22 protein-coding genes, 1 tRNA gene and 1 pseudogene are annotated in these 26,991 nt (G+C 48.6%); 13 read left to right on the forward strand and 11 right to left on the reverse strand.

The window, feature by feature from the left end:
• The 4 genes and pseudogenes from AC2YIT_RS27875 to AC2YIT_RS27890 form a co-directional block, all read left to right on the forward strand.
• Positions 1–290: HEPN domain-containing protein (locus AC2YIT_RS27875; protein ID WP_487281365.1), on the forward strand; the 290-nt coding region annotated here is incomplete at its 5' end.
• Between the two features lie 274 nt (positions 291–564).
• Positions 565–1,122: an antirestriction protein ArdA gene (locus tag AC2YIT_RS27880; RefSeq protein WP_454523546.1), complete on the forward strand. Its 558-nt coding sequence runs from the start codon at positions 565–567 to the stop codon at positions 1,120–1,122.
• A gap of 150 nt (positions 1,123–1,272) precedes the next feature.
• Positions 1,273–1,434: a hypothetical protein gene (locus tag AC2YIT_RS27885; protein ID WP_454523545.1), complete on the forward strand. Its 162-nt coding sequence runs from the start codon at positions 1,273–1,275 to the stop codon at positions 1,432–1,434.
• A 57-nt stretch (positions 1,435–1,491) separates the two neighbouring features.
• A pseudogene (locus AC2YIT_RS27890) lies at positions 1,492–2,226 on the forward strand (recombinase family protein); the annotation flags it as partial.
• 793 nt (positions 2,227–3,019) lie between these two features.
• Here the strand turns inward: AC2YIT_RS27890 and AC2YIT_RS27895 are convergent.
• The 3 genes from AC2YIT_RS27895 to hpt all read right to left on the reverse strand — a co-directional run bounded on the left by AC2YIT_RS27895 (position 3,020) and on the right by hpt (position 5,155).
• Positions 3,020–3,103, reverse strand: a tRNA-Leu gene (locus tag AC2YIT_RS27895).
• A gap of 84 nt (positions 3,104–3,187) precedes the next feature.
• Positions 3,188–4,588, reverse strand: coding sequence for an MBL fold metallo-hydrolase RNA specificity domain-containing protein (locus AC2YIT_RS27900; RefSeq protein WP_487281366.1), 1,401 nt, complete (start codon positions 4,586–4,588; stop codon positions 3,188–3,190).
• A 39-nt stretch (positions 4,589–4,627) separates the two neighbouring features.
• Positions 4,628–5,155 carry a hypoxanthine phosphoribosyltransferase gene (hpt, locus tag AC2YIT_RS27905; protein WP_487281367.1) on the reverse strand — a complete coding sequence of 176 codons (528 nt, stop codon included), beginning with the start codon at positions 5,153–5,155 and terminating at the stop codon, positions 4,628–4,630.
• A gap of 170 nt (positions 5,156–5,325) precedes the next feature.
• Between hpt and AC2YIT_RS27910 the strand changes: the two genes are divergently transcribed.
• Positions 5,326–6,552, forward strand: a complete 1,227-nt coding sequence (locus tag AC2YIT_RS27910; RefSeq protein WP_430850465.1) for a tetratricopeptide repeat protein — start codon at positions 5,326–5,328, stop codon at positions 6,550–6,552.
• Positions 6,553–6,696: 144 nt separating this feature from the next.
• On the opposite strand, the gene AC2YIT_RS27915 is transcribed toward AC2YIT_RS27910, so the two are convergent.
• The 4 genes from AC2YIT_RS27915 to prmA all read right to left on the reverse strand — a co-directional run bounded on the left by AC2YIT_RS27915 (position 6,697) and on the right by prmA (position 14,532).
• The gene (locus AC2YIT_RS27915) at positions 6,697–8,103 is read right to left on the reverse strand and encodes a dipeptidase (protein WP_487281368.1); all 1,407 of its coding nucleotides are present in this window, start codon (positions 8,101–8,103) and stop codon (positions 6,697–6,699) included.
• Positions 8,104–8,169: 66 nt separating this feature from the next.
• Positions 8,170–8,820 carry a glycerol-3-phosphate 1-O-acyltransferase PlsY gene (plsY, locus tag AC2YIT_RS27920; RefSeq protein ID WP_487281369.1) on the reverse strand — a complete coding sequence of 217 codons (651 nt, stop codon included), beginning with the start codon at positions 8,818–8,820 and terminating at the stop codon, positions 8,170–8,172.
• Positions 8,821–8,974: 154 nt separating this feature from the next.
• Positions 8,975–13,657, reverse strand: a complete 4,683-nt coding sequence (locus AC2YIT_RS27925) for a hypothetical protein (RefSeq protein ID WP_487281370.1) — start codon at positions 13,655–13,657, stop codon at positions 8,975–8,977.
• A gap of 38 nt (positions 13,658–13,695) precedes the next feature.
• Positions 13,696–14,532, reverse strand: a complete 837-nt coding sequence (gene prmA, locus AC2YIT_RS27930; protein WP_487281371.1) for a 50S ribosomal protein L11 methyltransferase — start codon at positions 14,530–14,532, stop codon at positions 13,696–13,698.
• 161 nt (positions 14,533–14,693) lie between these two features.
• On the opposite strand from prmA, the gene AC2YIT_RS27935 reads away from it, so the two are divergent.
• Entirely contained in the window at positions 14,694–14,945 is a 252-nt protein-coding gene (locus AC2YIT_RS27935) for a hypothetical protein (protein WP_430850455.1), read from the forward strand.
• An 82-nt stretch (positions 14,946–15,027) separates the two neighbouring features.
• Positions 15,028–15,345 carry a type II toxin-antitoxin system VapC family toxin gene (locus AC2YIT_RS27940; RefSeq protein ID WP_430850453.1) on the forward strand — a complete coding sequence of 106 codons (318 nt, stop codon included), beginning with the start codon at positions 15,028–15,030 and terminating at the stop codon, positions 15,343–15,345.
• 48 nt (positions 15,346–15,393) lie between these two features.
• Here the strand turns inward: AC2YIT_RS27940 and AC2YIT_RS27945 are convergent, their stop codons facing one another.
• On the reverse strand, positions 15,394–17,208 hold the full coding sequence (locus AC2YIT_RS27945) for a glycosyltransferase (protein WP_430850451.1): 1,815 nt from the start codon (positions 17,206–17,208) through the stop codon (positions 15,394–15,396).
• Positions 17,209–17,534: 326 nt separating this feature from the next.
• Here AC2YIT_RS27945 and AC2YIT_RS27950 point away from each other — a divergent pair, with 326 nt between their 5' ends.
• Together AC2YIT_RS27950 and AC2YIT_RS27955 are read left to right on the forward strand one after the other, a co-directional pair.
• Positions 17,535–19,103 carry a glycoside hydrolase family 10-like protein gene (locus AC2YIT_RS27950; protein ID WP_430850449.1) on the forward strand — a complete coding sequence of 523 codons (1,569 nt, stop codon included), beginning with the start codon at positions 17,535–17,537 and terminating at the stop codon, positions 19,101–19,103.
• Between the two features lie 2 nt (positions 19,104–19,105).
• Positions 19,106–20,323, forward strand: a complete 1,218-nt coding sequence (locus AC2YIT_RS27955; protein ID WP_487281372.1) for an NADH-quinone oxidoreductase subunit D — start codon at positions 19,106–19,108, stop codon at positions 20,321–20,323.
• Between the two features lie 71 nt (positions 20,324–20,394).
• Here the strand turns inward: AC2YIT_RS27955 and AC2YIT_RS27960 are convergent, their stop codons facing one another.
• A complete protein-coding gene (locus tag AC2YIT_RS27960) occupies positions 20,395–21,405 on the reverse strand; it encodes an aspartate-semialdehyde dehydrogenase (RefSeq protein WP_487281373.1) in 1,011 nt (336 codons plus the stop codon).
• Positions 21,406–21,614: 209 nt separating this feature from the next.
• The gene (locus AC2YIT_RS27965) at positions 21,615–22,199 is read right to left on the reverse strand and encodes a 5-formyltetrahydrofolate cyclo-ligase (RefSeq protein WP_487281374.1); all 585 of its coding nucleotides are present in this window, start codon (positions 22,197–22,199) and stop codon (positions 21,615–21,617) included.
• A 116-nt stretch (positions 22,200–22,315) separates the two neighbouring features.
• Here AC2YIT_RS27965 and AC2YIT_RS27970 point away from each other — a divergent pair, with 116 nt between their 5' ends.
• The 4 genes from AC2YIT_RS27970 to AC2YIT_RS27985 all read left to right on the forward strand — a co-directional run bounded on the left by AC2YIT_RS27970 (position 22,316) and on the right by AC2YIT_RS27985 (position 25,384).
• Complete coding sequence (locus AC2YIT_RS27970) at positions 22,316–23,527, forward strand: NADP-dependent isocitrate dehydrogenase (protein ID WP_291201438.1); 1,212 nt, start codon at positions 22,316–22,318, stop codon at positions 23,525–23,527.
• Between the two features lie 114 nt (positions 23,528–23,641).
• Positions 23,642–24,889: a BamA/TamA family outer membrane protein gene (locus AC2YIT_RS27975; protein WP_430850441.1), complete on the forward strand. Its 1,248-nt coding sequence runs from the start codon at positions 23,642–23,644 to the stop codon at positions 24,887–24,889.
• Positions 24,890–24,917: 28 nt separating this feature from the next.
• Positions 24,918–25,178: a type II toxin-antitoxin system RelE family toxin gene (locus AC2YIT_RS27980; RefSeq protein ID WP_487281375.1), complete on the forward strand. Its 261-nt coding sequence runs from the start codon at positions 24,918–24,920 to the stop codon at positions 25,176–25,178.
• A complete protein-coding gene (locus AC2YIT_RS27985) occupies positions 25,175–25,384 on the forward strand; it encodes a prevent-host-death family protein (RefSeq protein ID WP_430850437.1) in 210 nt (69 codons plus the stop codon). The genes AC2YIT_RS27980 and AC2YIT_RS27985 overlap by 4 nt, the downstream gene beginning before the upstream one ends.
• 3 nt (positions 25,385–25,387) lie before the next feature.
• On the opposite strand, the gene AC2YIT_RS27990 is transcribed toward AC2YIT_RS27985, so the two are convergent.
• The gene (locus AC2YIT_RS27990; RefSeq protein ID WP_487281376.1) at positions 25,388–26,914 is read right to left on the reverse strand and encodes an RtcB family protein; all 1,527 of its coding nucleotides are present in this window, start codon (positions 26,912–26,914) and stop codon (positions 25,388–25,390) included.
• Positions 26,915–26,991 lie beyond the last annotated feature (77 nt).

Consider the following 26,991-nt stretch of genomic DNA (forward strand, 5'->3'; position numbering starts at 1 on the left):
TTGCGCTTTGCGGAAGCGAACGGCGCACGCATTCCATCAGATCACTTAAAAGGTTTAATCATAGATTAGCTCCTCAGTTAAATGACATCTTCCCTGGTGGTTCGCCGGATGAAGAGCGACTTTTAGAGCTCTTGGAGGACTCATATCTCGGGGCTAGATACAATCCGGACTATCATATCAGCGAACAAGAAGTTCATTCAATTTCCTCTCGGGTGTTACGCCTACTGGAATTAGCCGAAATGGTGTTCGAAGAGCGAATTAGTGCAAATCGAATTTGGGTGGAGAGGTGACTACATGCCTTTTTTTAAGTTGCTCAGATTGCCGAAAAGAGTCACTAAAAGATGCGATCAGTGCAAACGAAAGTTACAAAGGAAAAAATGACGGTTGCAAGCCTGTACTTCGTCATCCGGCTTTTTAGCTGAGGCCGCATTAGCCATCCGCACCTTAAACCGCCGGATGGGCTTGCAACCAAGGAGACGAGCCCCGTCATTTTTTCATTGAGTGGAAGGCAGCGATTGCCCTGAGCATAATGCCGGGCCAAAAGCACTTAAATGCCTTTCAATCATGAAAACTCTTGAAAATGCCCCAAGAATTTACGTAGGTACTTACGGTCAATACAATAGCGGCTCACTGTTTGGCAAGTGGTTTGAGCTTTCAGATTATGAAAATTTGAAGGAATTTCTGCAAGACTGCTATGAATTCCACCGAAACGAATTTGATCCCGAGCTGATGTTCCAGGATTGGGAAAACATCCCGGATTTTTTGATATCAGAATGCAGCCTTGATAAAAATGCGTTCGCATACTTTGAGGCCACCGGTGAAATGGACGATGAGGCTGCCGAAGCATTTGAAATTTACTGCAAGCAGATTAGCTTCTGGCCGTCCAACGGATACGAGCTGGAAGATCAGCTAGAAAACTTCCGGGAAAGTTACCACGGGTTCTTTGGCGGATCAGGGAAAGACGCTACACTTGAATATGCTTATCAGTACATTGAAGAAACGGGACTGCTATCAGATGTGCCATCTACCCTGGAGAGATATTTTGACTACGAGGCCTTCGCAAGAGATTTGTTCATGGAAGGGTACAGCGAATATGATGGTCATGTGTTCGCGGACTATTAAGACTTCTTTCAAAGGGCTTTGAACTTTCAGGCCCTTTTTGCTTTCCAAATCCATTTAAAAACATTCTTATTGTTCCCTACGGAACGATAAGAACTTGCAAGCAATCTATCATTACTAGCTTCCTGATTTTCAAAATAAGAGGGGAGAGGTATGGAGCAGAATGGTAAAAGTGGGATTTCTCCACAGAAGGTGGTGCATTTGTATAAACAGGAAGGCCTGGAAATTACGACAGAGCAGGCAGTGTTGATCTTGGATTTTTTGAAGAGAATGGTTAAAATAGCAGTAGACCAGGTGATTAAAGAGCCTGGCTAATACGCGCCAACCCATTATAAGGAGGAGTCAATAACAATATTCATCGACATTGAAGGTATGAAAATAGCGGATCTTTATGTGCGGGTCAGTACAGACGAACAGGCAGACAAAGGATATTCCCAGAGGGGACAAGAGGAGGTGCTTCGGAAATATTGCGAGATCAACCGGATAGGTGTCAGAAAGGTCGTTTACGAAGATCATTCAGCCAAGACCTTTGATCGCCCGCAGTGGTCGGTTTTACTAGCTGAACTGAAAAAGTCGAAAGGGAAAACAGACTTGGTGCTTTTTACTAAATGGGATCGTTTCAGCCGGAACGCAGGCGACGCCTATCAAATGATCAATATCCTGAGAAAAGTAGGAGTGGAGCCACAGGCGATCGAGCAGCCGCTCGATCTTTCAATTCCAGAAAATAAAATGATGTTGGCCTTTTACCTGGCTGCGCCCGAAGTGGAGAATGACCGCAGGGCCTTAAATACTTTTCATGGGATGCGACGTGCCAAAAAGGAGGGAAGGTATATGGGTGTGGCGCCAGTGGGCTATGTGAACAAGATAACCGAAAGTGGAAGAAAGTATATTGCGCTACGCGAGCCGGATGCTGGGCTGATGAAATGGGCATTTGAGGAGGTAGCCAAAGGGATCTATTCCGTGGAAGAAGTGAGAAGGCAGGCGGAGCGGAGGGGGCTCAAATGCAGCAATACTTGTTTTTGGCGCGCGTTGGGAAACCCGGTTTACTTTGGCAAGATCGTGGTAAGGGGCTATAAAGATGAAGAGTACCGCTTGGTAGATGGCCAGCATGAACCGTTGATTTCGGAAGGATTATTTTATGATGTGCAGGATGCGATCGATGGAAGGCGTAAAAGATACAGGCCGAACGTGAAAAAGCTGTCCAATGAAATGTTCCCGCTCCGGGGCTTTTTGGGTTGCCCCAAATGTAGCCGAATGCTTACAGCCAGCGCTTCGAAAGGCCGGAACGGGCGTTACCACTACTACCACTGTGTCGCTTCCTGTGGATGTCGGTACCCGGCGGGGCTCATCAACGATGCCTTTGTTAGTGAACTACAAAAATTCACACCGAGAAAAGCGACGGCAGAAATATTCCGGCAATTAGTTACCGACGAGTTTTCGGATCAAGCAAAAACATCTCAAAATGAAAAGCGGCAATTGCTTAACAAAATCGATGAACTTAGTGCTAAGCTAGCAAAAGCCAGAGAACTTTTGTTGTCTTCAGATATCGATCCCAAAGATTACAAAACAATCAAAACCGAGATCGAAGAGAAACTACTGAGGCTGGAAGCAAGATTAACCGAGTTGACAAACGATGCCGGAGGTGTTCAGGGCCTTGATAAGATGATTGAGAAGGTGCTAGCAGTGCTTTCTAGGCTTGATAAGACCTATATCGGAGCGGATATCAAAATGAAGCGGGAAATTATTGGTTCGATATTTCCCGAAAAGCTCATATTTTCAGAAAACGGTTATCGAACCGGAAAAATCAACGAGGTAGCTTCGTTTATCTATCAGATAAACAGCGATTTAGCTAAAATAAAAAACGGAACTTCCAGCGATTTATCGCAAAAGTTCCGTTTAGTGCCGAAGGCGGGACTCGAACCCGCATGGGGCAACCCCCACACGCCCCTGAAACGTGCGTGTCTACCAGTTTCACCACTTCGGCTTGAAATCGGTGGGCAAAGATAGCAATCTTGTTTTGGACTTTACAAGCGTTTCGGGTTTCAGAATGTGAAAAAATCTGAAAAATTTAAATTTTTACGCCTTCGTACAATGCCGGAATGTGGATTTTACGGTATCCGGCCTTTTCCAGCCTCAATTTGAATGCAATTTGCGTCTCGTACTCGCCGTGGACGAGGAACACTTCCTTTACACGCTCGGGCTTTTGGCATGAGAGAAATTCGATCATTTCGTTGTAATCCCCGTGTCCGGAGAAAGAATCCATCGTTTCGACGCGGCATTTGACGTCGAAGCGCTCGCCGAAAATGTTCACCTGCTTGTCGCCACGCTTCAACGCGCCCGCGAGCGTGTTGGCAGATGCGTAGCCCACGAGTAAAATGGTCGAGTTTGGATCGCCGATGTTGTTTTTGATGTGATGCTTAATGCGCCCGGCTTCGGCCATTCCCGAGGCGGAAATGATGATGCAAGGCTCGTGCCGATCGTTCAGCGCGATGGAATCCTCTACGTCGGATATGTAGTTGAGATATGGAAATGCAAATGCGTCGCCATCTTTTTCAATATAATCGAGAATTTCGGGGTTGAAGCACTCGTCGTGTTCCTTCATAATGGCCGTGGCGCGGATCGCTAGCGGGCTGTCGATATACACCGGGATTTGTGGAAGTTGTCCGGCGCTCGAAAGCTGATCGAGGGCATAAATAAGTTCCTGCGTGCGGTCGACGGCAAATGCCGGGATAATGAGCTTGCCGCGGCGGCGAATGCAGGTCTCCTGTACGATACGAAGCAAATGGGCGTGCATATCGATTTCCTTTTCGTGCAGCCGGTCGCCGTAAGTCGATTCGCAGATGATATAGTCAGCCTGCGGAAACTCTTCGGGCTTCCGGAGAATGCGGTCCTCGGGGCGGCCAATGTCGCCGGTAAACGTTACTTGTTTGAATGTCCCTCCATCAGGAATGCTCAAATGTACCGCAGCGCTGCCGAGCAAATGCGCGGCGTCGGTCAGGATTGCAGACACCTCGTTTTCTTCTCCCAAAAAGAATGTCTGCCCGTACCGCACGGTTTTGAAAAGCGATAATGCGTGCGCGGCATCTTCGGCGTTGTATAGTTCTTCGAGTAGGGGGCGGCCCTGCTTTTTACGGCGCTTATTGATGCGTTCAAGGTCTTTTTCCTGGATATGGGCACTGTCGAGCAGCATAATGCGGCAAAGGTCGGCGGTAGCGGCAGTACAGTAAATAGGCCCCTTGTAGCCCTTGCGCACGAGGCGCGGGAGCAGTCCTGAGTGGTCGATGTGCGCGTGGGAAAGGATCACGTAATCGACGTCGGCGGGTTTGAAACCGAACTCCTGGTTGAACTCGTCGGTCTGGATGCCCTGGAAAAGGCCGCAGTCGAGCAATATTTTTGTTCCTTTTTCGGTGGTAATGAGGTGCTTGCTTCCGGTTACGGTGCGTGCGGCGCCAAAGAATTGGATAAGCATAAAGGTTGGGAATTTAGAACGTTGTTGAAAAAAGAGGGATCAGGCAAGAACGTAGATCGCGTCGAGATTACGCCCGATGCCGTCGTAGTCGAGGCCGTAGCCAACCACAAATTTATTTTCGATTTCGAAGCCGACATAGCGCATATCCACGGGCGTTTTCAATGCTTCCGGCTTATGTAGCAAAGTAGCAATTTCAACGGATTTGGGCGACATTGCCTTCACTTTTGTGATCAGTTGCGACATGGTAAGGCCTGTGTCGACAATGTCTTCAATGATAATCACGTCCCGACCCGCAATGCTGGCGTCCATCCCGATGATCTCCCGTACTGACCCCGTTGAAGATGTTTGGGAATAGGAAGAAAGTCGTATGAAGTTAATCTCGCAAGCCAGTGAAATATTCTTGACCAGCTCGCTCGCGAACAGAAATGCGCCATTTAGGACGATGATGAATACGGGGCAGGAATCCGCATAATCGGAATTAATACCGGCGGCTAACTCGGCGATGCGTTTTTCGATCGTTTCGCGCGAAATAAAGGGGACAAATGTTTTATCCAGAATGTTAATCATAATTTTGAAGTGCGAATCAAGTTCCAACGGACGACAAAACTCCGTTGGAATCCGGGCGCCGGAGCGTGTTAAATACTCTGAGGATCAATATTAACTCTTTTTTTAAAAACCGGGCTGCTGACAAACGCAAAATATAAATCCGGCGTTAATAGGACAGATTTACCCCTGCTATGAGAAGATCAGTTGTTAACATAATCATATTCTGCTGCTTAACTGTCATTACAAGCCACATTGCGACCGCGCAACTATATTCTTCGGCCGAGCTGGATAAGAAGTATGCGATGGTTCTCCAGAATCCCGGGGTACAGATCGAGTCGACCGAGGCGATCAATAAATTGTACAATTACCAGTTCTACGAAGCGGATGCGGAGTTCCGGTGGCTCAAATACCGGTATCCCAAACACCCTATGCCCCATTTTTTGATGGGTCTGGCCGAATGGTGGAAAATTGTACCGAACACAGAAAACGAAGCGTACGACAAGACCTTTCTCGCGCAGATGGATTCAACCATTACGCTCGCAGAAGAGTTGTACGATGATCAGGAAAACAAAATTGAACCTGCATTCTTCCTCGCAGCCGCCTACGCATTCAAAGGTAGGCTCTATGCAGAGCGCGAAAGTTGGGCTAAAGCAGCGTTTGCGGGGAAAAAATCATTGAAATATTTCGAACAATGCAAGGGTAATGGTGACCTCTCGCCGGAATTGCTGTTCGGCGACGGCCTTTATAACTACTATGCCGAATGGGTGCCTAAGGAATACCCGATCCTGAAACCAATCCTGGCACTCTTCCCGAAAGGCAACAAGAAGCTGGGTGAGCAGCAGTTGGAGAAAGTGGGGAACAATGCATTTTACACCCGCGTCGAGGCCCGTTATTTCCTTTTGCAGATTTACAGCATGGAAAACGAGTACAGTAAGGCATACGAGATGGCCAAATACATGTGGCAGACGTTCCCGAACAATCCCTATTTTGAGCGGTATTTCTGCCGGACGGCATTTGTTACGGGCAAAATGGCGGAGGCGGAGCAGGCTGCGCAGAATATTATTGCAAAAATCAACCAGGGAATGCCAGGTTATGAGGGTGTAAGCGGCCGGAACGCTGCTTATGTACTGGCCTATTACAATATGAATTACCACCGTAATTATGACGCGGCCAGCGAGTATTACAAAAAGGCGATTGATTATTCTACCCAAACCAACTCCCTGAACGCAGGATACTATGTTTCCTCGCTGTTAGGTTTAGGTAAAATCGCCGAGTATAAAAAGGATTACGACGAAGCCCTGCGCTACTATAAGCTGGCCGATGATCGCGCCGATAAAAAGTCCAGCCAGGACAAGGAAGCAAAGGCGGCAATTGCGAATTTGAAGAAGATGAAGCGCGAACAGCGAAGGCGGCGGTAATATTAACGACAAATCTTACGGTGCGCTGCACCTACAAATCTTACGGTGCTCTGCACTTCTACGTTAAGGCGCAGAGCGCCGCGAGATTTGTAGAAAAGATGGTTATGCCGGAATATTAAGCAGGTGCAGAGCACCGAAAGAAATCTATATCGGTTTTTTCAACTCCGCATAATGCTTGAAAAATAGCGGGATTGTTTCAATGCCCTTGTAATAATTGAACAACCCATAGCTCTCATTCGGCGAATGCAATGCGTCGATATCCAGCCCGAAGCCCATCAGAATGCTCTTACATCCCAATTCCCGCTCAAAGAGCGCGACAATAGGAATGCTGCCGCCGCCGCGGGTAGGGATGGGCTTCTTGCCAAATGACTCTTCCATGGCCAGTTCGGCCGCGCGGTATTCAACCGAGTCGGTCGGTGTTACGTAGGGCAGGCCGCCGTGGTGCGGTACCACTTTCACTTTTACAGAAGCAGGTGCGATGGATTCAAAATGCTTTGTAAAGATTTCGCAGATCTCGTCATCGTTCTGGTGAGGCACGAGGCGCATGGAGATCTTGGCGTGAGCTTTTGATGGCAGCACGGTTTTCGCGCCCTCACCGATATAGCCACCCCAGATGCCGTTTACGTCCAAAGTAGGGCGTACCGAGGTTCTTTCGATGGTTGTATAACCTCTTTCGCCGGCAACGTCGTCGATCCCGAGGTCTTTTTTGTATTCTTCCAAATCAAATGGCGCCGCGTTCAGCGCCGCGCGCTCTGACGCGCTCAGTTCCTGAACTTTGTCATAAAAGCCCGGAATGGTGATATGCCCATGCTCGTCTTTCAGCGAGGCGATCATTTCACAAAGGACGTTGATCGGATTTGCTACACCGCCTCCGTACACACCTGAATGCAGATCACGATTAGCACCTGTTACTTCTACCTCGACATATGTCAGTCCCCGTAGACCGGTTTCGATCGATGGAACGTCGTTGGCGATGATACTGGTGTCGGAAATAAGGATCGTATCGCATTGCAGCATTTCCTTATATTTTCGGACAAATGTCCCAAGATTCGACGATCCAATTTCCTCTTCCCCTTCAATCATCACCTTCACATTACACGCAAGCGTACCCGTAGCGAGCATGATTTCCATCGCCTTGATATGCATATAAAACTGGCCCTTGTCGTCGCAGGCACCGCGCGCGTAAATGCGGTCGTTCTTAATCACCGGCTCGAACGGAGGCGAGTTCCAGAGTTCGTAGGGGTCGGCCGGCTGTACGTCGTAATGGCCGTAAACGAGTACAGTTGGCAATGCAGGATCGATGATTTTTTCGCCGTAAACCACTGGATGTCCTTCGGTTTCGTAAATTTCAGCGCGGTCGGCGCCAGCTTCGGCAATGCGGTCGCGCACGTATTCCGCGGCTTTGAGCATGTCGGGCTTGAACTTCGAATCGGCGCTTACGGATGGAATGCGGAGCAAATCGAGTAGTTCGTTGAGAAACCGGTCGCGGTTCTTTTCAATATATTCTTGCATTGAATGGTTGTTTTTAGTCTTTACTGAATCGGCGGTCAAGTTAAAAAAATAACCCCTAAGGTTGTGCCTCAGGGGTTGGGATTAACAAGGGTTAGATTAAGAATATCAGCTACGCGCCTTCGATTTCGCGAAAATGTTCACACGATTCTCGTTGCCTTTCAGCAGCCGGCCGATGTTTTTCTGGTGCGTAAAGACAACCAGAACGAACATGGTAAATCCAAAAACGACCAGCAAAGGCTCAGGATGTCCGAAAACGCCGGTCCAGGAAAGTACCGGAAACGCCAGTGTCGCGAGGATCGAGCTCAGCGATACGTACTGAGATGCTATTAGTGTCAGAATAAATATGGTAATACAAACGGAGGCCAGCTCGGGGTGAATGGCGAGTACCATTCCGAGGAGCGTGGCAATGCCCTTACCGCCTTTGAAATTCACGAAAATTGGGAAGATATGGCCGATAATCGCGACGATCCCGAAGATGATCTTGTACATCAGGAGCTCGGTTTCGCCGATTTCGTTCATATAGAAAAGCATCGAAGCGAGACAAGTGGCCGTCCAGCCTTTCAGTACGTCGATGAGCATTACAACTGTCCCCGCACGTTTGCCTAATACCCGGAACGTGTTGGTGGCACCCGCGTTACCGCTGCCGTGTTTCCTGACATCTATTCCAAAATACCCAATGCCATACCAGACTGAACTTGGGATGGAACCCAGCAAATAAGCAGCAACAATCGCAACTATTAATAAGGCAACACTCATTTTGTACTATTCAAAGATAAATTTAAATTACAAAAAGTTTTTCTCAAAAATACGATAGTTGGAGGATTTTACAAGCGAATGACGCGTAAAACTACCTTTCAGGGCACAATTTTTCAAAAATTAGCAGAAACTATTGTAAATGCCGCTAATTACATCAGAATCCTTCTGTCGGTTCGGCTTTTTTCTTCTTTTCTTCGGTTTGGGAGGCTGCCGGTTTCTTCTTCGCAGTTTTCACGAGCTTCGCTTTCTTCATCGCCGGCTGGTAGAAATCGTCGAATCGGTTAACAAACATATCCTTCTCTTCAGTTCCAATGCTTACGAGGGTCATGTCCTTGGATTTCACTGCCTTAGATTTTGCGACGATCTCGTCATTGAAATCGAGCATCGATGAAACGACACCTAGCTCGCCTGCTTTCAGGTCAAAATAATACCATACGTCCGGAGAAGCTTCGAGATAAAGACTAAACTCATCACCTTCCACGCCGCGGCGGAGTTCCAGCACGCCGGTCATTTGCGCATTGATATTGTTGCGGCCGAAATGCGATACGCCGATAGGCCCCTGCGAGTAGTACGCATTATGCACAGGCGACCAGTGCAAGTTCACATTCGAAAGCACCATAGGCATATCGAGCAACGGCGAAGCTTCGAAAATCGGTTTGTAGCCACCGGCTGTGAGTTTCATATAAGCGTCGACGCCTTTCGGGCCGATCAGTGCGGACAGTTTGCGGTTCAGCTGGTCGGGATCGTCGTCTGCGGCCGTGCTATTGGACTCTGCCAGATTCGTTTCCACGATTTTGGCAGCAAGCGTTGGGGCAATCGGTGTCAATGCAGGGACATTGAAAAGCAACATCGTGTTGAAACGGAATTTCGAGCTATCCACCTGCACTTCGGCACTACCTACGGTTTGCAGCCAGTTGGCTTGCATGAGCTTGAATGGCCCTGCGAATGTAGCGAGGCCGGTTTTATCGTCGAAGCTCAGCGCATTACCCTCGTCGATGAGTCCATCGGCACCCGGTGGCGGGTTTACACGGAATGCTTTTTTATCCTCATCATAGCTCAGGTTACCTTGCGCCTGGTAGATATCCTCGTCCCCGTCCGAATCCTTGGGCGACAGGAAGCTCATGTACATACCCTTCGCTTCATTATAATGCAGCCCGACCGAAAGCGGGATCTCGTGCTCATTTTTGAGGTCTTTATTGATTTTAATAGAAACCGATTCGCCCGGAGAATCCTGGTACACGATCCATGAACTCTGGAAATCTTTCCGATACTTGATCACGGGCTTCACAAAGCCATCCAGTTTCAGCGACGGTTCGTAAGCGACGAGGTTAATTGCGCCCTTATACTGAATACGGGGCGAAAGGAATAAGTTTTCGGCTTCCTTAATATCAGCCCGTGCCGTGGTGTAGTATTTAACACCTGGGGTAGCTGCCTTATCTTTTGGCTTGCGCTTGCCTTCCTCGCCGGCACCTACTTCCACGAGCTCGAAATTCTGCATTTTGATATTAAATGTGTCCTTTCTTGCCGTAATGTACTGGTAAGTGGCCGAGCCTTCGAAGTGGTTGCGGGAGTCGATACGGATGTCGGCGTCGCGCAGGTGGTGCGAGACATTCAGCGTATCAATCTCAATGCGGGCCTTTTTCAACGGTACGATTTTGCCTTTGCTGTCCACGGCCACCATGCCGCGGTCCGGAATGATTTTCACGTCGGCAGTTTGAATGAAAGGTACGCCCCTGATGTTCAAAGTCACTTTTTCAATATCATAAATCGCCTCCGAGCCATTAAAAGTCAGGCCCTCCTGATCGGGATCGGTGGAGGTGTAAGAGGAGGTTTCGCCCAAACCTTTCATGAGGATCGTCTTCTTGGTCATGTCCCACTTGGCGCTTCCGATGAGTGTCTGATAGGAAGCGGTCGGGATTTGCATACCGGAAGAATCATTGCCGAAACCCGACTCGTCGGTCACGAAGTTGGCAATACCGGTTTTGAAGTTGAAATCGATATTGACATTGTTACCGGTCAGCAGCTTTTTGGTGGACTTCATATCCGCGCTATTGATCGCAAATGCGGATTTATTAGCCAGAAATCCATCTTTATTGAATTTGATATCCGGCGAAGTGAGCTCGGAATCGGCGCGTTTCAGCTTACCATTTCCATATAAACCCGTCGAGCGGAGCAGCAAACTACCTTCCAGGTTGGTAGTCCCCTGGTGGAATGCGAAAGATTTGCCCGTGGTACTGATAAACATACTATCCGCATTGGGGTACCATTTCAAGGCATAATCTTTCAAAGCCACAGCGGGGAAGTAGCCTTTACCGATGGTGGCCTCCTTAATGCTCGCTACATCGCCGGTCGCCATGAGCGAATCGGAGGTAAGCAATACATTTTTGGCATTCATCGAGGCCGACAAGTATTTCAATACCGCTTTCGAATGCAAGCCGGAATTGTCCATTGTCAATGTATCCGTAAACTTCGCCAGTGCCTTGCCATCGTACAGTTTCATGTCAGTAACCGGCGGTTTGTAGTCAAAACCGAGCGAGTTATCGGGCATGCTTTTCAAAATGGTCTGAATAGGCGGGATAATGCCGTTGGAATTAAATGTACCTTCGAAAATGACGTCACGCTGGTCGAGGCCGTCCATATCGATCTTGGGAATCTTGAAAAAGACTTCCCGCGGATAAAGCACGGTCCCTCGTTCCGGCTGGTCGAAGTACACGATCATACCGTCGGGGACGACGAGCCTGGGTGATTTTTTAATGCCTTTCTGGATCCCCGACTTGTTTTTCGGGTCGCTGAGGTAGAACGTACCACCTTTTTCATACTTCACATGCCCACCGACTTCGCCTTTCTGCCCTTTGGCAAACTTGTCGCGCGGCGTAAAGGTGATCGAATCCGATGGCGCTACATTCACAAAAAACTGGTTGTAATCGAACTTGATATTCTGGCCGCGGAACTGGTAGTTGGATGCAACCATTTGCCCATTGAGCGTGAAATTGCGGTTTTTACCGATGATTACCCTTTTGTCGGAAGGGACGGCATATATTTTCAGCGAATCGCTGACGATGAACCTCGAAACACCCAGGACTGTGAGCATGGTATCGGGCAGGTAAATGGTCGCGTTGGCAACCTCGTCGTTGGCTGCAAACTGGCCGCTTACCTGGAAATTGTCATAATCGGCTTTGTCCAGGTTCGCCAGGACATACATCACGCCCTTTTTGCTCAAGGCGTATTCATCGGTTGCTTTATTGTAGATGAAATAGTCGTCGAGCGCGAGCCTCTGCAATGCATTGCGGATGATCGTCGGGTTCTGCTTGAATTTGCTGGCCAGTTCTTCCGGAAGGAAAGACGTCTTTTTAGTTGTCTGCGCGTAATTCGCAGCCATAATCAGCGGCTGGAAGCCAAACTCCTTATTGATTTCCCTGAAACGTTCCTTTTTGAAATAGTCGAAAGATTCGAGGCGGACCGGTACCTCTGTTTTACCATTAATCCGCAAAAATTCCACCTTATCGGTTGGGAAACGCCAGCGCATGGCCTGCGACCAGATATTCATTTTGTGGTAAGAATCGCGGTAGGGAAGTGGGGCGTAGTCGGTTTTGTCCATCCGGCCAAGCCTTACGAGCCCTTCATCGTCATTGTATTTAAATGTGACGCCTTGATGCGTCAGCGAGTCCGCGCCCAGCGGCATCGAAAACAGTGCAAAATTGGCCGTAAAAACGGAGTCTCTGAGCGCAAAACGCTTACTGCGCGCCGTGAATGCATGTTTATCCTGGTATTTGACTTTAATGGTCGAGTACTTGTCGTTCAAGGCGGAGCTATACCGGTCCAGGCCAATGAGCGAATAGCCGCCCTGGTAATCGATATTCTTGCGGACTTCTTTCAGTTTGGCATCGATATCATTCGAAACGAAGCGCGGATACTGTGCAGGCTGGCCTTTAATGCGCTTGACGCCGCGATATTCCACCGTTCCCTTTACCGGAGCCGCCAGGTAATTGTCCGAATGCAGGGTACTGTTCTCGGCAATCAGTTTAGGATGATTTATATTAAAAGAAAAGGCATCGAGGTCTGCGTAAATGCTTGAATCCCCCGCCGTTTGCCAGGTAAACTTGCCGTTTTTACCGACAAATACCCCATCGCGCAGCGAAACGCTTCCATTTGCAGGTCCGAAAACAACCGAATCGCCGCCGGCGACCATTGCAAAAGTGGCGTTTTCAAGATCCATCAGCGGCCCTGCGATGACCGGCAAAGGGACAGATTTCGTAGGCGCGATCACGAAGTTGGAATCAACGGGCGTATCCCAGCCGTCGTTGGCGGCCTGGGTTTCTTTGGCTACGGTCGTGTCGGCTTTGGTGTCGAACCTGTATTTGAAATTCCCACCCAGCAGATAGAGCGTATTATAGTTGCTGGTGTATAATTTGTTGCTTTCGGTAATCGGAAGGCTGGTTTGGAGTACTTTTTGGAAAGTCTTTGCGTCGTATTTTTCGCCGGCGTTGGCCGCTATATCCAGGAAGCCATCGAGCTTATCCGGCGATTTTTTGGCCAGCGCCTGGGTATTTCGAATGAGCAATGCCAGCAAAGGTCCTCCTTTTTGTCCTTTTGCTACCTGTGTTTTGACAATCCCAATGAATTTCGCCTGCTGCTGCGCATTGATTCCCGACATCCAGACGCTATCGAGCTGGGCCGTCGAGCGGATGAATTGCGGGCTCCGGCTGCCGTCCATAATCTTACGGAGCTGCGGCATAAACTGCGCGGGATCATCCGATAGTTTGACCCCTTGTGCAGTCGCGTTTTTTCCGATAAAAGTCAGCAGGTAAAGCAATATAGCAAAGCGAAATATCTTCATGGTTTGTAGCTGTTAGCTTTCAGCAATTAGCTAATGGACTATTTGATTTTTTCAAAAACAACGGTTGCCCATTGGTTGCGCGTATTGGATCTCAGCTTTTTCAAGCCGTTTTCCGCTGCACATTTTTCAATATCGGCTTGATCGGTTTCATAAAACCCGCTGGTGACAAGCCAGCCGCCAGGTTCCAGGTGCTTTACATAGGTCGGAATTTCCGCCAGCAGGATATTCCGGTTGATATTGGCCAGGACACCTCCGAAAATTTTCTCTTCCGGCACATCCTGGATCGTCCCCTGAAACACTTCCGACTCGGCAGCGAGCCCATTCATAGCGAAATTCTCGCGGGTGTTCTCCACAGCCCATTCGTCGATATCGAAGCCCAGCAAGTGCGAAGCGCCCAGTTTGTGCGCCAGAATCGCCAGTATCCCCGTCCCGCAGCCTACATCCATGATCGAAAGACGCTCATGAGGCAGGCTAAGTTGCTCATTCATCACAAGCCACGTCGTTTCGTGGTGCCCTGTGCCGAACGACATTTTGGGTTGGATCAGCAAATCGTATTTAAAAGAGGGATCGGGCTCGTGAAATGTCGCCCGCACGCGTACCTGGTCACCTACCTCGATCGGCTCGTAGCTTTTCTCCCATTCCTCGTTCCAGTTCCTCCTTTCTAACGATTTCCAGGTTGCGGCTATTGTCGTTAAATCCAGGTATTTGGCTGTCAAATCGTGGATTGCCTGTTCGTTAAAATCAGCCTCCTGAATGTAAGCAAGCAATCCTTCGTCGGTTTCGACAAACGATTCAAATCCTGCCTCACCCAGTTCTGCCATTAATATCTCCGAAAACTCGGGATCTACTTTCAAATCCAGTTCGATATAATTCATTGTAATTGATTATTGGTAAAAATTGTGGGGTGAAGGTGTTGAAAAATTTCAGGAATCAGGACGATTAATCCCGGTAATTTTAAATCCAATTTAAAATTACCGGGATTAATCGTATTTACGTGAGGTCAAAGCTAGGTTACCTATCTTTAAAATTCGTAAATTTGAGTAAACCTAAGGAACGAAATATGTACACCGCAGTGAAGGGAACTTACGAAAACGGCGTTCTGACCTTGGAAGAAACGCCGCCAACCGTCGAGAAATCGGAGGTGGTCGTGTTGTTTATGAATGAGGATAAGTCAAAGGCACCAGAAGTGAGAGCAAAGCGCGTCAGACTTGGGAGTTTGGCTCATAAGGGCTATCAAATTCCAGAGGATTTCAATGCGCCATTGGATGACTTAAAAGATTATAAATAATGCAGCGGTACTTGCTCGATACCCAGGTGCTTATATATGGGCGCTCACTTCTCCGCTGAAATTATCTCCCAATACTATTAATGTGCTATCGATCCATGCCATATTTGTTTCGCATGTGAGCCTTCTGGAAATCGCCATCAAACAAAAGATCGGCAAACTCCCCGACCTGCCGATTTCGATTAACGAGTTAGAGAAGGTGATTCTCGCAGATGGTTTTGGGTTAATACCAATATCTGCCGCGCACATCGATAATTACAATGTCATTCCGCTGCACGAAGAACACCGCGATCCGTTCGACCGGCTTATCCTGGCAACCGCATATTCAGAGAAAATGCCTATTATTTCCGCAGATGGAAATTTCAAGATTTACAGCGAAATCATTTCACTCATAGAGGCATGAAATGTAAAAAGCCCGATAGCATCACACTATCAGGCTTTTTACATGCTATTAGGGCTTCCGCCGCTTCGCGGCCAAATCATGCGCTGTATCATAATACGATCGCAAATTCATCCAGTCAAACACATCGGAGATGTTTTCAACCCGGTTGCGCTGCATAATGCGGTCGCGGCGTTGCATTCTCACGAACTTGAAGAGGATATCGGCAAGTTGGTCTGCGGCTTGCGAGAAGGTCTGCGATTTGCGGTTAATGACGTAAATGCCCCGGTTTTCGTAGTCACGCATGATTTGCATGATGTAGTCGCCGAAACCTGACAGGTCGCTGGTGACTGTCGGAACGCCGCGGACGACGCATTCCAGCGGGGTGTAGCCCCAGGGCTCATAGTAACTCGGGAACACGCCCAAATGGCAGCCACGAACAAATTGCCCGTAATCGAGACCGAACAACGGGTTGGTCGAAGCGATGAAATCCGGGTGGTAAACGATTTTGACGCGGTCGCGCTCGTTGTTGACCAGGTTGGCGCGCTTACAGAAATCGGTAATGCCGTCTTCCTGTTTAAGGTCGTGCGTGACAAACGCGGGGAGCCTGTCAGTTTTCCAGCTCTGGATGGTCCTTCTTAAGCGCAGCCGCCAGTATTCGTCCACAAACTCGTTCAAATCAGGCATTTTGTGATCGGCACCCGAAGCGGTGGCGAGGAACAGCTTTTCCCCGACTTCCTTCTCAATGGCCGTACAGGTTTCCTGCAACTCATTCAACACAGCGCGCGATTGCAAAACGTCAGGATTGACCGACGTATAGGGCTGCTTGGTAACGATAAACATCACCACCGTCATGTCCATATTCGCCTGTACCATTTTCCAGTTCAGGCGCGCCAGGGCTTCCAGCGTGAGGTCGTAACCTTTGTTGGAATACTCATAACGGCCCGATGTGAAGAAATAGAGCGTCTTATCCAGGTCGAAAGAATAGCTGGGAAAGAAATGCCCCATCACAAATTCGTGGATGCGTTCCTTATGCTTCAAGTGCAGGTTCTGGAACTCATGCACGGCCTGGAAGCGCACTACGTTGAGGCCGTTTGGTGTGACAAGGTCGGGCATGCGGCCGAGGAACACTTCGCACTCGCGGGCGGTAACGTCGCTCACCGTGGTAAGCACGTGTGCATTCAACGCGGCCTGGCGTTCGATCGAGCATTGGGCGAGGATACCGTAGTTTTTTGCCTCCTGCTCCCAGTCGAAGAAAGGGAGTTTGTTGTAAAAACCCGATACATTCTGTGCCAGGTAACGGCCGAGCATGGTCGCGTGCGTTGTGAACGTCATGGCGATCTTGACATTCTCGCGTTTCAGCTCCGGGAGCCCGGTACTTGCCATCCATTCGTGGAATTGCACCGAGATTTCTTCGCGTTTGGCATTTTCTTCCGCGTATTCTTTCAGGAATATACGTACCAGTTCTCCAAAGCAAAGCGTCTGATTGACAAGGTGTTCGACGTTGATTGTCGGGATCCGGTTCTTTTCCCAGAGATTAAATTTGATCGCATCGAGCTGGTTCATAATGCTGTCGACATCGAACAGCACCACCCGGGGCTTTCCGGTTACGAGCCAGTAGCCATAATGCACCGCGAAACCCATGTCACGCATCCGCTTGACGACACGCCCTGCCGGGGAATCGTCAAGATCGTGAATCATTTCAAATTCGGAAGACGCTTTCTTTTCGAAATAAGGCCCAAGGAGAAAATAGTTCTCTTCCCATTTCTCAACCATGGCGGGCACCTTGGTCCTTATTACGGTATATATCCCTCCAACTTGATTACAAACCTCCCATGCAACTTCGAACAGGACGTTTTTCTTAGTGGTTTTGACAAATGGTTCCAATTAGGGTACAGTTTAAGCGTTACTAGGGTATTTAAAGGGATCCTGCGTCCGGTTATGTCACAAAAATCCTTGTTATTACACAATAAATATGCAGAAAAATAATTCAGAATTACAACACTTGAATGTTTGCGCACACAACGGCAAAGCCGGTTTAAAACATCATTCCAGTGTCAAAATATAACTAAGTCAAGAAAAGGCAACCAGCACCAATTTTCATATGCCGATCCAAATCAAACCGTTATTGCTCGAAATTAAGACGGTTGTCGGCTAACTTTGTTCCAAAATACGTTACTTTGGTTGGATTAACATTTTGCATTGGTCAGATAGTGAAAAAAATTAAAATTGTTGCGCTTTCCTTCGTTATTATCACGTTTTTGCTGGAAAGTTGCATGGCTCAGAGCGCGGAAACGGAGAGTAACCTGCCCCCGAAGAGAGAGTTTAGAGCGGTCTGGATTGCCACTGTCGACAATATTGATTGGCCAAGCAGCAAGACCCTTCTCCCCGAGGAGCAGCAGGAGGAGTTCTCTGAGCTGCTTGATTTTCACAAACGGGTTGGGATGAATGCGGTGTTCGTGCAGGTGCGCGCCGCGGGGGATGCATTCTACGCCAAAAGTCCCGAACCGTGGTCGGAATGGCTTACGGGCGTGCAGGGACGCAAGCCCGAACCCATGTGGGACCCGCTCGACTTCATGATTACCGAGGCGCATAAGCGGGGCCTCGAATTTCACGCCTGGCTGAACCTCAACCGCCTGGTGCATAAATCTTCCAAAAGCGTTTCAGCGGAGAATATCAGCCGGCTCCATCCGGAGTGGATTCTGACGTACGACGGTTATAAATTATTTGATTTCGGTATCCCGGAAGTGCGGAAGTTCATTACCGACATGACCGTCAACGTCGCCAGAAATTATGATGTCGACGGCATTCATTTCGACGATTATTTTTATCCGTATGCCGCTCCCGGACAGGTGATCCAGGACGACGCAACCTTCCGCAAATATTCCGACGGTTACACCAACAAGGCCGATTGGCGCCGCCATAATGTGGATTTATTAGTAAAACAAATCCACGATGCACTCGAAGCATTGAATCCGAGACTTAAATTCGGGATCAGTCCGTTCGGTGTGTGGCGTAATAAGGACCGTGACGCCGAAGGCTCCAAAACATTCGGAGCGCTGGCGTCTTATGACGATTTGTTCGCCGACAGCCGCCGCTGGGTAAAAGAGGGTTGGATCGACTACATTGCTCCGCAAGTCTATTTCTCTTCCGGGTTCAACAGGGTACCTTATAAAAACCTGGTGGATTGGTGGACCGAGAACTGTTTCGAAAGGCATTTATATATTGGTATGGGCGCCTACCGCGTCGGGTATAAGGACAGAGACTCGCATTGGTCAAATCCTGCCGAAATACCTAACCAGGTCCGTTACTTCCGCGATAGCGAGGCAGATGGGTCGATTTTTTTCAGTTCGAGATCGTTACGGGCCAACAGTCTCGGTTTTGTGGACTCATTGAAACGGGACCTTTTCAAATACCCTGCATTGATTCCTACCATGCCGTGGAAGGATAAAATTCCGCCATTATCCCCGAAAAGCCTGAAAGCCACATTGCTTTCCCGTGGCATTGAACTTACGTGGGAGCAACCCGATGAAGCTGCGGACGGCGATAAGGCTTGGTATTATGTCATTTATCGCTTCCCACCCGATGAAAAGGCTACTGCCCACGACCCACGCCGGATTCTCGGTATGTGCTATACAGGGGAGAAATTTGTGGATATGACCGCGGAATCGGGCAAAAGATACGTTTATTATGTTACGGCGGTGGATCGTCTGCATAACGAAGGCCGGCCGATCGGTCCGTTGCGAGTGGAAGTACACGATCAGAAGCTAGTCAGGTTTTAGGTATGAGCAATTCTATCCAATACGAATATAAACCCGGGCATTTCATTGCTTCGGCGCCTACCAAATACAACTCCGAAAATCTTCGTACAGAGGAGATGGTACTCAATATGGGCCCGCAGCATCCGTCGACACACGGTGTATTACGGCTCGAAGTAGTGACCGATGGTGAGGTGGTGATTGATGTGGTGCCGCATTTGGGTTACCTGCACCGGTGTTTTGAAAAGCATGCCGAATCATTACCATTCAACCAGATCATTCCCTATGTGGACCGCATGGATTATGTGGCTGCGATGAACTCTGAGCATGCTTATGTGATGGGTGTGGAGCGAATGCTGGGCATTGAAAACGACATTCCCAAACGCATTGAATACATCCGTGTAGTCGTGGCCGAGCTGAATCGCCTGGCCTCGCACTTCGTCGCGCTGGGGACGTACGCGATGGACATAGGCGCATATACGCCCTTCCTGTGGATGATGCGTGACCGCGAACAAATCCTGCGCCTCCTCGAATGGACGTGCGGTGCGCGGATGTTGTACAATTATATATGGATAGGTGGGCTGTTTTATGACTTGCCAGTCGGCTTTGAGGTGCGTTGTTCGGAGTTTATCAAATATCTGAAGCCCAAACTGACCGAATTGCAGCAGCTCGTAGTGGATAACAAGATATTTATTCAAAGAACTGCCAATGTGGGCGTGCTGCCGCTGGACGTGGCCATTAATTATGGTTGCACCGGTCCAATGCTGCGCGGTTCGGGTTTGAGATATGATTTGAGAAAAGTCGATGGCTACTCTGTGTATCCTGAGCTGGATTTTGAAATACCCATTGGTGAAGGCAAACTAGGTAAAACAGGCGATTGCTGGGACCGTACCTGGGTGCGCGTGGTGGAATGCTGGGAATCGGTCAAAATCATTGAACAGAGTTTGGTACAATTGCAGGGAGATCATAAAAGGACCCGCGATTTCGATCCGCAAGCCATCGTTCCAAAGAAAATCCGGCCGAAAGCGATGGATTTCTATGTTCGCGCAGAGAATCCGAAAGGTGAGCTCGGTTTCTATTTCCGCACTGACGGCCGCTCTGATATTCCTGTTCGCTGTAAGGCGCGGGCTTGTTCTTTCAATAACCTTTCGGTAATTGGCGAAATATCAAAAGGGGCATTGCTGGCTGACCTTGTCGCTGTGATTGGGTCTATTGATGTGGTAATGGGCGAGGTCGACAGGTAGATTTTTAGATTTGTATATAAATGAAAAGAGCCGCATGACCGCGGCTCTTTTCATTTACGATAACTCTAAAATTACGCTTCTGCGGCAACGCCAACTAAATCGTGTTTCGCCAGGAACTCAGCGATCTGAACCGCATTGGTGGCAGCTCCTTTGCGCAGGTTATCCGCTACGATCCAGAGGTTCAGTGTTTTAGGCTGAGATTCATCGCGACGGATGCGGCCTACGAAAGTTTCGTCTTTGCCGTGCGCCGTCAATGGCATTGGGTACAATGCATTTTTCGGATCGTCCTGTACGATTACGCCTTCGGTTTCGCTCAGGATCCGGCGTACCTCATCGAGGTCGTATTCATTTTCGAACTCGATGTTAACCGCCTCAGAGTGACCACCGATCGTAGGGATACGAACCGTTGTAGCGGTTACCGCGATGCTGTCGTCGCCCATGATCTTTTTCGTCTCGTTAGTCATTTTCATTTCCTCTTTGGTATAACCATTGTCGAGGAACACGTCGATGTGCGGCAATACGTTCAGGTCGATCTGGTGCGGGTATACTTTACCTTTGCTGTGGTCGCCGGCGCGTTCCGAGAACAGTTGATCTACGGCTGCTTTACCGGTTCCGGTTACCGATTGGTAAGTGGAAACAACCACACGCTTGATTTTATATTTTTTGTGCAACGGGTTCAGCACCACGACCATTTGAATGGTCGAGCAGTTCGGGTTGGCAATAATTTTGTCTTCTTTCGTCAATTCGCCTGCATTGATTTCCGGAACCACCAGTTTTTTGGTAGGGTCCATACGCCAGGCCGAAGAGTTATCTACAACGGTGATACCTGCTTCTGCGAATTTCGGTGCAAGGGCGAGGGAAGTGCCACCGCCAGCCGAGAAGATCGCGATCTCCGGTTTGGCAGCAATCGCATCCTCGAAGCCGATCACCTTTATCTGTTTACCCTTGAATGTAACTTCCTTGCCAACAGACCTTTCAGATGCGACGGCCAATAGCTCCGTCACCGGGAAATTACGCTCTTCGAGCACTTTGAGGATTTCGCCGCCCACCAGACCGGTAGCGCCTACTACTGCGATTTTCATTCTTGCATTAAGATTAAAAATGGATAGAATATGATTTACTCTTGGCGACAGACATACAACGCCCTTGCGAAAAGTGCCGCAAATTTACGCAGTTTTTTAGAATGATACCGGAAAATCAACCATTAATGCATTAAAATTCAGGAAGGAACGGTTAAAGCCGACATTTCAGAGTTGTTTACTAGGCTTTTCGGCTTTAATAACTTCGCTTATCAATCACTGAAATCATACACACGCTGAGGTGTAATGCAGGCGTCGAGTGGAATGTCATATTGATCAACATCCTCTATTTCATCCACTTCTTCAAATAGCGAAAGGCCTGCTTTGATGCAGTCAAGGCGGGTTTGAGGCAGAAATCTGTCATAATAGCCGCCGCCGTAGCCGACGCGATAACCTTTGCGGTCAAACGCAAGGAGTGGAACGAGGACAATATCGATTTCGTCCGGCGAAATTTTCTCAGAAGTCAACGGATCAGGCTCGGGGATCCGCCATTGGTTCGTGACCAAATGTGTGAAGGGAGTTATCAGGAAGTGCTCCATTTCCCGCGTTCCGGGGATGATATACGGCGCGACAATGCGTATTGTCGGAAACGATTTTCTTAACATATCGATAATGCCGAACGTATCCACTTCCCGCGCATTGAGCTGCGGCAGGAAAGTGTGCAGCACCCCAAACGTCTTGCTCTGAAGGTATTTTTCAAGGTTCTGCGCGATGAGGGCATTTTTTTCAATCAGCGAGGGTTCATCTGCTTCCTTTCTTTTTTGTAAAAACTCCTTGCGCAATGCGGCCTTTTTCATCGGGTAATGTCTTCTTTTTGGGGATGTAATCGGAGGAAATTTCGCCTTTTTATTCTATTGTTCGTACTTTCACGGTCTGATTTCAAAATCTTTAACTATTGTATAGAATTTAAGACATGAGCAAAATTAAAGTTGACAATCCCGTCGTAGAACTGGATGGCGATGAAATGACCCGCATCATCTGGAAATTTATCAAGGAAAAACTGATCCTCCCTTACATTGACGTAGATATCAAATACTACGACTTGGGTATCGAGTACCGCGACGAGACCAATGACCAGGTGACTATCGATGCAGCCAACGCTATCAAAGAGTACGGCGTGGGTATCAAATGTGCGACTATCACACCTGACGAAGCACGTGTTGAAGAATTCGGCCTGAAACAAATGTGGAAATCGCCCAACGGAACGATCCGTAACATCCTCGATGGTACTGTGTTCCGTGAGCCGATTGTAATGAGCAATGTGCCTCGCCTGGTTACTAACTGGACGGCGCCAATTATCGTAGGTCGTCACGCATTCGGCGACCAATACCGTGCTACCGACTTTGTTGTACCGGGAAAAGGTAAACTGACGATCAAATTCGAAGGTGAAGACGGACAAGTAATCGAGCACGAAGTGTACCAGTTTAAAGGTGCAGGTGTGGCGATGGGTATGTACAATATCGACGAGTCGATCCGCGGCTTTGCGCGTTCATGCTTCAACGTGGCTTTGGACAAAGGATGGCCTTTGTACCTGTCTACCAAAAACACGATCCTTAAAAAATACGACGGCCGCTTCAAGGACATCTTCCAGGAAGTGTACGAAAACGAATACAAAGGAAAAGTACATTACGAGCACCGTCTGATCGACGATATGGTAGCTTCCGCATTGAAATGGGAAGGTAACTTCGTATGGGCTTGTAAAAACTACGACGGTGACGTTCAGTCGGATACCGTTGCGCAAGGTTTCGGCTCACTGGGTCTGATGACTTCTACATTGGTTACGCCGGATGGCAAAACCATGGAGGCCGAGGCCGCACACGGAACTGTAACTCGCCACTACCGTGAGCACCAGAAAGGCAAGCCTACTTCCACTAACCCGATCGCTTCCATCTTCGCATGGACCCGTGGTTTGGCGTTCCGTGGTAAGCTGGACAACAACCAACCGCTGATAGACTTCTCAGAAGCGCTTGAAAAAGTGTGTATCGAGACCGTAGAAAGCGGAAAAATGACCAAAGATTTGGCGGTGGGTATCTACGGAAACGATGTGAAACACGGTGAGCACTACCTGTACACAGAGGAATTCCTGGAAGCCATCGACGCTAACCTGAAAGCTGCTTTGGCATAACAACCACATTTAGTGGTACAAAGCCATCGGTTTCGTGAGAAGCCGATGGCTTTTTTTGTGGCAGGTACTATTTTAATATATATTACTGGGAATGTACTTAATGAACCCGACCCAGTGATCAAGGCTTTTTACATCGTAACTGCGCTCATTGTGCTGACCGTGAATGGTTTGCAAGCCAGAAATTATGTAATTGCCGGGCAGATTGCCGCCCAGGACACGGTAACCATCGCAGATTCCGCGCAAAAAGTGATGCAAAAAGACCTGATCGACGTACTCAGGCAGTGGAAATCGAAGGACAAATCGGATTCGGTACGCGTTCCGAAGATACGTTCCGGCAAGCCGATCTTCTCCCTCGTGCCCGCGGGCGGGTATACGCTCTCGTCCGGACTCACGGGCTCGCTCAATGCGAACATCGCATTCTACACGAGCAACCCTAAAACGACGAACATTTCCAGCATTACCACCAATTTCATTTACACCGAATACAAGCAGATGACTATTCCCGTGCAGGCCAACATCTGGACACGGCATAATAACTATAATTTCGTCGTCGACTGGCGGTTTTTCAAATATCCGCAGGATACCTACGGCTTGGGTTCGGATTCAAAGCTTAGTGATGCTACGGGGTTGAAATACAAACATTTGCGATTGCATCAGACGATTTTGAAGAAAATAGGCAAGTCGTTTTTCGTCGGGCTGGGTTTTGCCTATGACAAAAGATGGCAAATCATGCAGACAGATAAGGAAGAAAAGATGAACCAGGACATTAAAGATTATGGACTGGGCCACAAATCGTCGTCAGTCGGGCCGCTGGTTACGGTTGCTTACGACAGCCGGACCAACTCGATTAACCCGCTGAAAGGCTTTTACAGCAATGTACAATTTCGCCCGAACATGGCTTCGCTCGGCAGCACCAACAATTGGCAATCCGTCGTGATCGACGTCCGCCGTTACTTCAACCTGCCACGCGGCAGCCAGAATACCCTGGCATTCTGGAATTACAACTGGCTCACTATCGGCAAGCCTCCCTACCTCGACCTCCCTGCGACCGGCTGGGATCCTACCACCAATATTGGCCGGGGCTACATCCAGGGTCGTTTCCGCAGTACCAATTTGCTCTATTTTGAATCCGAATACCGCTTTGCATTAACCAAAAACGGGCTTTTCGGCGGGGTGCTATTCGCTAATGCACAGAGTGTCTCCGACTGGCCATCGAAAAGCTTCCGAAAAATCGCCCCTGCGGGGGGCGTGGGCATCCGCATTAAGGTGAATAAGACTTCGGGTGCTAATATTGCGATTGATTATGGGTTTGGAATGGATGGGTCTAGGGGGTTGTTTGTGAATTTGGGGGAGGTGTTTTAACTTTATAGAAAACACACTATGCTCCCTGATGTACAGACTGATATTCACAGATCGGGCTTTGAAGAGTCTTAAATCTATCCCAAAGCGAGACGCTGAAAAGGTCATCGAACAACTGCAAGAACTCGCAAAATCTCCGAACTCAAACAGCAACGTCAAATGCCTTCAAAACCATCTGTGGGCGGTATATCGTTTAAGAATAGGTAACTACCGGGTTCTCTTCAATAAATATAAGGAGTTGGAAGTTTTAGAAGTGGTTGATGTAGGGCATAGAAGAGATATATACTTATGAACTTAAATGCACAAATTATAGAAGAGGATGGCAAACCTAAATTTGCTATGCTTCCTATTCACGAGTACGAGACATTGCTACGAGAGCTTTCCGGTTTTGACAGCCTTGAAGACTTTGCAGATTATATGAGAGCGGTTAGGATAACGGCGGAAACCAAAACTTGGCACAGTTTGGAAGAGGTAAAAGCACAATTGGGCATCGACTAATCCTCAATCCTCCCACCCTTCCTTCCGATTCGCATCCGCCATCCTGACAATCTTAGGCGAAAACTTCGCCAGCACGTGCACCAGCTCCGATTGCGCCGCTATCACATCATCAATATTTTTGTAAACCATCGGCGATTCGTCCAGATCTCCGCCAATGAGCTGAATACCATTATCTTGCAGAATTTTATTCATCTGGCTGCGTGTCGTGGTCGTGAATGCTTTCGTGCGCGACATCACACGCCCGGCGCCGTGTGAAGCGGAGTTAATGGAAGCTGCATTGGCTTTACCGCGGATAACGTAACCTGGCTGGCTCATCGAGCCGGGAATAATGCCGAGTTCGTCGCTACCGGCGGGTGTGGCGCCTTTACGGTGGACGATCACTTCGCGACCGTCTGCTAACTGCTCTTTCCAGGCAAAATTGTGGTGGTTTTCGATGATTTCTAATGGCTTCTCTCCCAACGATTTGGCCATTTTGTTGTGGATTTCGTGGTGGTTGGCGGAGGCGTAGTCGCCGGCGAGGTTCATCGCGATCCAGTATTCCTGGCCTTCTTCAGTGTTTAAATCCAGCCAGGCTAAATGCGCGGCTTGCTTCGGAAGCACCGTTTTTTGCATGGCCAGTTTGGAATAATAGTTAGCAACGGTCCCGCCAAAACCGCGTGAGCCGGAATGCGAGAGTAATGAGAGGTATTCGCCTCTGGGTAAATTTAAAAGTGGGTCGTTTTCAAATACTTCTACAATGCCCCATTCAACAAAATGGTTGCCGGTTCCGGAAGTCCCTAGCTGCCGGTAAGCCTTGTCTTTCAACGAGCGGATTGTTTTGGTGGCATCCCACTCGGGCTGGTCCATGATACTTTCGTCGTATTTCCGTGCCGTTTCGCCGCCCATGCCGAATTTGGTGTTTTCGGTGAGTATCTTTTTCAGGAAATGCGGCTCGCGTTTGAGGTAATCGGTGGGAATATCGAAGACTGACATGCACATGCGGCAGGCAATGTCGACGCCCACGGCATAGGGGATTACCTTGTCGGCTTCCGTGGCGAGTACACCGCCGATGGGTAAACCGTAGCCCTGGTGTGCATCAGGCATTAATGCACCAGCGACCGATATGGGTAAGCTAACGGCCGTTTCCATTTGTGCCAATGCACCCTCTTCGATGTGTTCTTTGCCAAAAACGGCATAATGCAGCTTGTCTTCGCGAAGGTTGAAGGTGTTCTTTTTAGCGGGCTCTTTTTCTTCCAAAGTGAGAACGGCCTCTTCATTATAGATGAGTTCCTTACCGTCGTCGGTCAGGGAAATTTCGGTTCCTGCCTTTCTAAGATCATAAACCGTTTTGGCCAGATTTGTAACCTTATTTTTGGAGTAAGCGTACTTTTTAGGGTCGTTCAGCATTTTAACCAGCATCAGAAATACCTTCTCTTTCGGGTATTTCGCTCGCTCGTGCAAGCCGTTCGCAACTCGCAGGAATGCGGAGTGCAGGCTTTCCGGCACGTTGGCCAGATAGGTGATTTCTTCAATGGTGATGGGTGTGTTCATAAACAAATATCGTTGAATAAGCGACTATTTCAAGTAGATCGGGTTTGCCGCCTGCTAATTGATGCAATGCCATTAAA

Source organism: Dyadobacter sp. SRI_021, assembly GCF_057586235.1.

Bases quoted from the DNA above. Each gene is read 5' to 3' on its own strand.
- AC2YIT_RS27910 (WP_430850465.1), top strand. From the start codon at position 5,326: ATGAGAAGATCAGTTGTTAACATAATCATATTCTGCTGCTTAACTGTC.
- AC2YIT_RS27960 (WP_487281373.1), bottom strand. From the start codon at position 21,405: ATGAAAATCGCAGTAGTAGGCGCTACCGGTCTGGTGGGCGGCGAAATC.
- AC2YIT_RS27985 (WP_430850437.1), top strand. From the start codon at position 25,175: ATGAACTTAAATGCACAAATTATAGAAGAGGATGGCAAACCTAAATTT.
- AC2YIT_RS27900 (WP_487281366.1), bottom strand. From the start codon at position 4,588: ATGCTTATCCAATTCTTTGGCGCCGCACGCACCGTAACCGGAAGCAAG.
- prmA (WP_487281371.1), bottom strand. From the start codon at position 14,532: ATGAATTATATCGAACTGGATTTGAAAGTAGATCCCGAGTTTTCGGAG.
- AC2YIT_RS27885 (WP_454523545.1), top strand. From the start codon at position 1,273: ATGGAGCAGAATGGTAAAAGTGGGATTTCTCCACAGAAGGTGGTGCAT.
- AC2YIT_RS27880 (WP_454523546.1), top strand. From the start codon at position 565: ATGAAAACTCTTGAAAATGCCCCAAGAATTTACGTAGGTACTTACGGT.
- AC2YIT_RS27970 (WP_291201438.1), top strand. From the start codon at position 22,316: ATGAGCAAAATTAAAGTTGACAATCCCGTCGTAGAACTGGATGGCGAT.
- AC2YIT_RS27965 (WP_487281374.1), bottom strand. From the start codon at position 22,199: ATGAAAAAGGCCGCATTGCGCAAGGAGTTTTTACAAAAAAGAAAGGAA.
- plsY (WP_487281369.1), bottom strand. From the start codon at position 8,820: ATGAGTGTTGCCTTATTAATAGTTGCGATTGTTGCTGCTTATTTGCTG.
- AC2YIT_RS27990 (WP_487281376.1), bottom strand. From the start codon at position 26,914: ATGAACACACCCATCACCATTGAAGAAATCACCTATCTGGCCAACGTG.
- AC2YIT_RS27955 (WP_487281372.1), top strand. From the start codon at position 19,106: ATGAGCAATTCTATCCAATACGAATATAAACCCGGGCATTTCATTGCT.
- AC2YIT_RS27925 (WP_487281370.1), bottom strand. From the start codon at position 13,657: ATGAAGATATTTCGCTTTGCTATATTGCTTTACCTGCTGACTTTTATC.
- AC2YIT_RS27980 (WP_487281375.1), top strand. From the start codon at position 24,918: ATGTACAGACTGATATTCACAGATCGGGCTTTGAAGAGTCTTAAATCT.
- hpt (WP_487281367.1), bottom strand. From the start codon at position 5,155: ATGATTAACATTCTGGATAAAACATTTGTCCCCTTTATTTCGCGCGAA.